6 protein-coding genes are annotated in these 6,825 nt (G+C 73.5%); 3 read left to right on the top strand and 3 right to left on the bottom strand.

Annotation, left to right across the window (positions count from 1 at the left end):
- Positions 1–39: 39 nt before the first annotated feature.
- Both hutI and hutH read left to right on the top strand, forming a co-directional pair.
- On the top strand, positions 40–1,245 hold the full coding sequence (gene hutI / locus J1M44_RS06165; protein WP_060775766.1) for an imidazolonepropionase: 1,206 nt from the start codon (positions 40–42) through the stop codon (positions 1,243–1,245).
- 29 nt (positions 1,246–1,274) lie between these two features.
- On the top strand, positions 1,275–2,888 hold the full coding sequence (gene hutH / locus J1M44_RS06160) for a histidine ammonia-lyase (RefSeq protein ID WP_060775765.1): 1,614 nt from the start codon (positions 1,275–1,277) through the stop codon (positions 2,886–2,888).
- A gap of 126 nt (positions 2,889–3,014) precedes the next feature.
- Here the strand turns inward: hutH and J1M44_RS06155 are convergent, their stop codons facing one another.
- Both J1M44_RS06155 and J1M44_RS06150 read right to left on the bottom strand, forming a co-directional pair.
- On the bottom strand, positions 3,015–4,325 hold the full coding sequence (locus J1M44_RS06155; RefSeq protein ID WP_144824588.1) for an MFS transporter: 1,311 nt from the start codon (positions 4,323–4,325) through the stop codon (positions 3,015–3,017).
- Positions 4,322–4,984 carry a flavin reductase family protein gene (locus J1M44_RS06150; RefSeq protein ID WP_060775763.1) on the bottom strand — a complete coding sequence of 221 codons (663 nt, stop codon included), beginning with the start codon at positions 4,982–4,984 and terminating at the stop codon, positions 4,322–4,324. The genes J1M44_RS06155 and J1M44_RS06150 overlap by 4 nt, the downstream gene beginning before the upstream one ends.
- A gap of 102 nt (positions 4,985–5,086) precedes the next feature.
- Between J1M44_RS06150 and J1M44_RS06145 the strand changes: the two genes are divergently transcribed.
- On the top strand, positions 5,087–5,764 hold the full coding sequence (locus J1M44_RS06145) for a GntR family transcriptional regulator (RefSeq protein ID WP_060775762.1): 678 nt from the start codon (positions 5,087–5,089) through the stop codon (positions 5,762–5,764).
- A gap of 40 nt (positions 5,765–5,804) precedes the next feature.
- Here J1M44_RS06145 and hutG read toward each other — a convergent pair.
- A partial coding sequence (hutG, locus tag J1M44_RS06140) for a formimidoylglutamase (RefSeq protein WP_206480764.1) occupies positions 5,805–6,825 on the bottom strand: 1,021 nt, incomplete at its 5' end.

The raw sequence follows: 6,825 nt of genomic DNA, 5'->3' as shown, positions 1-6,825 counted from the left end.
CCACCGCCCCACCCCCGTCCGTCCCGCAGAGAGGCCCCCATGCGCTCCACGCTCATCACCGACATCGCCGAGCTGACCACCGTCGACCCCGAGGGGCGGGTGCTCACGGACGCGGCCGTCGTCGTCGAGGACGAGCGCATCGCCTGGATCGGCCCCGCCGCGGACGCCCCGGACGCGGACGACCGGGTGTCCGTCGAGGGCCGCGCCGTGCTGCCCGGCTGGGTGGACTCCCACACGCACCTCGTGTTCGACGGGGACCGCTCCGCCGAGTTCGAGGCCCGCATGGCCGGCGAGTCCTACGCGGCCGGCGGCATCGGCGTGACCACCTCCGCCACCCGTGCCGCCTCGGACGACCGCCTGGCCGAGCTGGTCAGCGGCCGGGTGGCCGACGCGGTGGCCGGCGGCACCACCTACCTCGAGACCAAGACCGGCTACGGGCTCACCGTGGAGGAGGAGGCGCGCCACGCGCGCCTGCTGGCCGGGCTGCGCGAGGAGGGCCTCGTGGACGAGGTGACCTTCCTCGGCGCCCACCTCGTGCCCCCGGGCCGGGACGCGGAGGACTACCTGGACGACGTCGTCGGGCCGATGCTCGAGGCCGTGCGGGAGCACGCGGGCTGGGTGGACGTGTTCTGCGACACCGGCGCCTTCGACGCCGAGCAGACCCGCCGCGTGCTCGCCGCGGGTGTGGCGGCGGGCCTGGGCGTGCGCCTGCACGGCAACCAGATCGAGCAGGGCCCGGGCGTGGGCGTGGCCGTGGAGTTCGGCGCCGCCTCCGTGGACCACGTCAACCACCTCTCCGACGCGGACGTCGAGGCCCTGGCCGGCACCTGGGCCGGCTGGGACCGCGCCTCGGCCACCGGGACGCCCGGCACCGTGGCCGGCTGCCTGCCTGCGTGCGACCTGTCCACCCGCGCCCCGCTGGCGCCCGCGCGTCGCCTGCTCGACGCCGGCATCGAGGTCTCCCTGGCCTCGAACTGCAACCCGGGCACCAGCTACACCACGTCCATGAACTTCAACGTGGGCACCGCCGTGCTGCAGATGCACCTGACCCTCGCCGAGGCCGTGCGCGCCGCCACCCTCGGCGGGGCCCTCGGCCTGCGGGCGCAGGACCGCGTCGGCAGCCTCGAGGTCGGCAAGCGCGCCGACCTGCACGTGCTCGACGCCCCCGCCGCCATCCACCTGGCCTACCGCCCCGGCATGCCGCTGACCCACGCGGTCTGGCGCGCGGGCCGCCGGGCCGTCTGATCGACCCACAGCAAGGAGAACGCATCACCATGACCACCCCTCCCGTCACCGTCACGCTCGGCACGTCCGGGGCCACCCTGGACGACGTCGTCGCCGTCGCCCGCCACGACGCCCGCGTGGTGCTCGCCGACGACGTGCTCGAGACCGTCGGCGCGGTGCGCCGCCACGTCGAGGCGCTGGCCGAGGCCGAGACCCCCACCTACGGCGTCTCCACCGGCTTCGGCGCGCTCGCGGACAAGCACATCCCGCTCGAGTCCCGCGCGCAGCTGCAGAAGTCCCTGATCCGCTCCCACGCCGCCGGCATGGGCCCCGTGGTGGAGCGCGAGGTCGTCCGCGCGCTGATGTTCCTGCGCGCCACCACGCTGGCCTCCGGCCGCACGGGCGTGCGCCCCGTGGTGGTCGAGACCTTCGTGGCCATGCTCAACGCGGGCATCACCCCCGCCGTGCGCGAGTTCGGCTCGCTGGGCTGCTCCGGCGACCTCGCCCCGCTCTCCCACGTGGCCCTGGCGCTGATGGGCGAGGGCGACGTCGTCGGGACGGACGGTGCGCTGCGTCCGGCCGGCGAGGCGCTCGCCGAGGCCGGGATCGAGCCGGTCGAGCTGCGGGAGAAGGAGGGCCTGGCCCTCGTCAACGGCACCGAGGGCATGCTCGGCATGCTGATCATGGCGCTGGCCGACCTCGGGGAGCTCGCCGACATCGTGGACCTCACCGCCGCGATGTCCGTGGAGGCGCTGCTCGGCACCGACCGCGTGTTCGTGCCGGAGCTGCACCTGCCGCTGCGCCCCCACCCGGGCCAGGCGACCTCCGCCGACCGGATGCTGAAGATCCTGGCGGGCTCGCCGATCGTGGCCAGCCACAAGGAGGGCGACTCCCGCGTGCAGGACGCCTACTCGCTGCGCTGCGCCCCGCAGGTGGCCGGCGGCCTGCGCGACACCCTCGCGTACGTGCGCACCGTGGCCGAGCGCGAGCTCGCCGCCACCGTGGACAACCCGGTGGTGCTCGACGACGGCCGGGTGAGCTCGAACGGCAACTTCCACGGGGCGCCCGTGGCGTACGTGCTGGACTTCCTGGCCATCCCGGTGGCCGACGTCGCCAGCATGTCCGAGCGCCGCACCGACCGCATGCTGGACCCGGCCCGCTCGCACGGGCTGCCCGCGTTCCTCGTGGACGACCCTGGCGTGGACTCCGGCATGATGATCGCCCAGTACACGCAGGCCGGGCTCGTCTCGGACATGAAGCGTCTGGCCGTGCCCGCGTCCGTGGACTCCATCCCGTCCTCCGCGATGCAGGAGGACCACGTCTCCATGGGCTGGCACGCCGCCCGCAAGCTGCGCTCGGCCGTGGAGAACTTCCGGCGCGTGCTCGCCGTCGAGCTCGTGGCCGCCGCCCGCGCGATCGAGCTGCGCGCGCCGCTGCAGCCCTCCGCCGCGACCGGTGCCGCCGTCCGCGTGATCCGCGAGGCCGGCGTCCCCGGCCCCGGCCCGGACCAGTACATGGCCCCGCAGCTGGCCGCCGCCGAGCAGGCCCTGCGCGACGGGTCCGTGCTGGCCGCCGTGGCGGAGGCGCTCGCGGGCGTCTCCGCCGACGCCGAGCCGCAGGACCTGGCCGAGGAGTCCGAGGGCGCCGAGGCCGAGGGGCACTGAGCCCGCAGATCGGTCCGACGCCACAGAGTGGTCACGACATGCCGCGTGCGCCTGCACGAGACGGCGTGTCGTGACCACTCTGTGTGTGGAGGGGGCGGCCTGCGGGTCGGGCCCGGTCGCCTCGGTTCAGGCCGCCAGGTCCACGTCCTTCGTCTCCTTCATGACCAGGCCGGTCAGGCCGGTGAGGCCGCCGATCACCATGAGGTAGATCGGGAACGCGCTGGTCCACCCCTGCGCCGTCAGCCACGTGATCAGGTACGGCGCTGTGCCGCCGAAGATCGCGGTGGCCAGCGAGAGCATGGTGGCCACGCCCTTGGCGCGCACCCCCGTGGGCAGCGCCTCGGACCAGACGGCGCCGTTGACGCCGAACAGCAGCGCCACGACCAGCAGGGCGATGGTCTGCACGAGCAGGAACGAGGCGAAGGTGCCGTCCAGCATGCCGAACAGCGGGAACGGCAGCAGCACGAAGAGCAGACCGAAGGCGATGACCAGCGGACGGCGGCCGACCCGGTCGCCCAGCAGGCCCGCCCCGAGGATGGCGGCCAGGAAGATCACCTGGGCCACGAGCGAGGCCGAGAGGGTGGTGGACTTGTCCATCTGATGGGCCACCTGCGCGTGCGTGGGGAGGTAGATCAGCCACGTGTAGAACATCAGCGAGCCGCCCGCGGAGACCAGGAAGATCGTCAGCAGGCCGCGCCACACCGCACCCGGCTCCCGGCGGGGAGCGTCGTCGGCGGTGGGCACCACCTGCTGCGCCGCCGTGAAGTGCTCCGACTCCGTCAGGCTCCGTCGCAGGTACAGCGCGTACAGGCCCAACACGCCGCCGATGCCGAACGCCACGCGCCAGCCCCAGGACGCCACCTGCTCGTGGGAGAGCAGCGTGTTGACGGCCAGGCCCACGAGCGTCGCCAGGATCGTGCCCACCACCACGGACACCCACGATGTCGCCCCGAACAGCCCGCGCCGGCCCTGCGGCGCCCGCTCCACGAGGTAGGTCACGGAGGTGCCCATCTCGCCTCCGTGCGCCAGGCCCTGCAGCAGGCGGGCGATGACGAGGATCACCGAGGCGAGGACGCCCACGGTGCCGTAGGTGGGGGTGAAGGCGATGATCAGGCTGCCGAGCGCGGTGATCATCATCGCCGCGAAGAGGCTGCGCTTGCGGCCCACCCGGTCCGCGTAGGCGCCGAACACGTAGCCGCCGATGGGGCGGGCGACGAAGCCCACCGCGAAGACGGCCAGGGTGGCGAGCAGCTCGGAGGTGGGGTTGTCCGCGTGGAAGATCTGCGCCGCGAAGACCGGGGCGAAGATCGTGTAGACGTTCCAGTCGTACCACTCCAGCGCGTTGCCGAAGTTCACGGCCAGCATGTCCTTCAGGCTCCGGGGGCGGGCCTCGGGCACGGGAGCGGGCCGGGCCGCACCGGTGGCCGCGGTGCTCATGTCCGTCCCTCGAGGCCGGCCTGGGCATCGCCGTCGGCGCCGGGCACCCGCATCTCGAAGGTCTCCCGCACCACGGTGTAGTCGAAGTAGCCCAGGCGGGCGATCGGCTGGATGCGCGGGATGTCGATGCGGCCGTCGGCCGTGATGACGTCGTCGTCGATGTGGATGGTGTCCACGTGGGCGAAGACCACGTCGATGGTGCCGACGTTCGAGTCGCCCTTGATGCGGTGCGTCGAGTGGTAGCGGCACTCGAAGCGCACGGGGGACTCGGCGACCATCGGGATGGGGTGGTTGTCCGCGTAGACCTTGGTGACGCCGTGCTCGGCGATGCGGTCCCACTCGCTCTCGCCCGGCTCCAGGGCCATGGCGGAGACGTTGACGGCCTCGCGCAGGTCGTAGGTGGCCATGTTCCACACGAACCAGCCGGTCTGCTCCGCGTTGAGGACGGTGTCCTTGCGGCGTCCGTCCGGGTACTGGTTCGCGGAGAACATCACCATGGGCGGGTCGAAGGTGAGGTTCTGCCACTGGCTGTAGGGGGCGATGTTCTCCCGGCCGTCCGTGCTCACGGAGGACAGCCAGCCGATGGGCCGCGGCACGGTGGAGCTCTTGAAGGGGGAGAAGGGCAGGGGGGTGGCCTCGTGCTGCGGGCGGTACTTCATGGGTCCTCCATGTGATGCCGGTAACAGTGCGTGGGCCACGCTACGCCGCATATCCCGGATATATCAAGGAGGTGAGGGAAGATGACTGCCTAGGCTGGGCCCATGAACAAGTCGGAGGAGGCCTACGCCCGCCTGACGCAGAAGATCGAGACCGGGGAGCTGTCGCCGGGCGCCATCCTCAGCGAGGCGGCCCTCATCGACGCCGCCGAGACGGGGCGCACACCCCTGCGCGAGGCCGTGCAGCGCCTCATCCGAGACCACTGGCTCCTGGTCGGTGGGGGGCGTGGCCTGCAGGTCCCCGCGATCTCCGTGGACGACCAGCTGGAGAGGCTGGAGGTGCGGCGGTCGCTCGAGGCGCTGGCCGTGGGACTGGCGTGCGCGCGGGCGAACGAGGAGCAGCTGGCCGCCGTCGCGGCCCACGTGCGGCACCTGCGCACGGTGGAGGACCTGCCGGCGTACGTCGCCGCCGTCGGGCGCTCGCACGAACTCCTGCGCACGATCGCGAACAACCGCTATCTCGCCGATTCCCTGGTCCCGCTCCAGGGGCTCTGCCGGCGGTTCTGGCTGGCCACCACGAAGGGTCTGCCCGGCGAGGTCGAACTCGGTCGGGCATTCTACGTCCCGGCGCTGGAGGCCGTGACCCGGAGGGACTCGGCCGGAGCCCGGGCCGGAGTGCTGGCCCTGCACGACTTCCTGGCACGCTCGGCGCTGGACTACGCCGCCCGACGCGCGGCCCACGGCAGCGCCGAGCCCCCGGCCCCGTGGTCGGAGGGGCGCTGAGGCACGCGGCCCCCCGCGCCTGAACGAGTCCCGGCCCGCCTCAGGCCAGCAGCGACGCGTCCGTCCGGTGACGGCTGACGATCGTGTGGATCAGCCGGGCTGCGGCCTTCGCCGTGCGGCCGTCCACATCCAGGGCGGGGTTGAGCTCCACGACGTCGGCCAGGGCCAGCTTCCCGGACTGGGTGGCCTCCAGCGTGCACGCGTGGATCACCTCATACGGCACGCCGAAGCCGGCCGGTGCGCTCACCCCCGGGGCGACGGCGGCCGGCAGCACATCCAGGTCGATCGTCAGGTAGAGCACGTCCACGGCGTTGATGAACGAGCGCACCCAGCGGCGCACGCCGGTGACGTCGGCGGTCTGGGCCTGCTCGTCGGTCACCCACGTGACCCCGCGTTCGCGCGCGGTGTCGAACAGGGCGCGGGTGTTGTTGGCCTCGCTGATGCCCACCACCGCGTAGGAGAGCTGATGCTCCGCCCCCTCCGCGTCCCGCAGCGCCTGCAGGAACGGGGTGCCGGAGCTGGGCCGCGGCGCCTCGCGCAGGTCGAAGTGCGCGTCCAGGTTGAGGATGCCCACGCGGGTGCCCGCAGCCACGCGCGTGGAGCCGGTCAGGCCCGTGATCGAGGCGTAGGCCGTCTCGTGTCCGCCGCCGAGCACCACGGCCAGGTCGTGGGCGTTCAACAGCCCGCTGACCACCGTGCCCAGCTCGGCCTGGCCCGCCTCGAGCTCGCCCGGGGCGTCGTCGTCGCCGCGGTCCACGGACACGTCGCCCGCGTCCACGAGCGCGCCCGTGCCCTCGAGGTACGCGAGCGAGGCGAGCGCGCCGCGCAGCGCCTCCGGGCCGTCCTCGGCGCCCACGCGGCCGTGGTTGCGGCGCACGCCCTCGTCCGAGGCGAAGCCGATGAGCGCCGTGGACCGCGCGTCCGACGTCGGAGCGCCGGCGCCGAGGTCGCGCTGCGTCGTCGTGGGCTCGCCACGGCCGTCGGCGGGGCGGACGACCTGGTGCCAGCGCAGGTGCTCGGGGGCGTCGCCGTCGGTGCGGCCGGTCCAGGCGGGGGAGAGG

The organism is Micrococcus sp. KRD128 (assembly GCF_017168395.1).
Classification (GTDB): domain Bacteria; phylum Actinomycetota; class Actinomycetes; order Actinomycetales; family Micrococcaceae; genus Micrococcus; species Micrococcus luteus.
The sequence above is the reverse complement of the archived record's forward strand: the minus strand, read 5'-3'. Positions and strand labels throughout refer to the sequence as shown.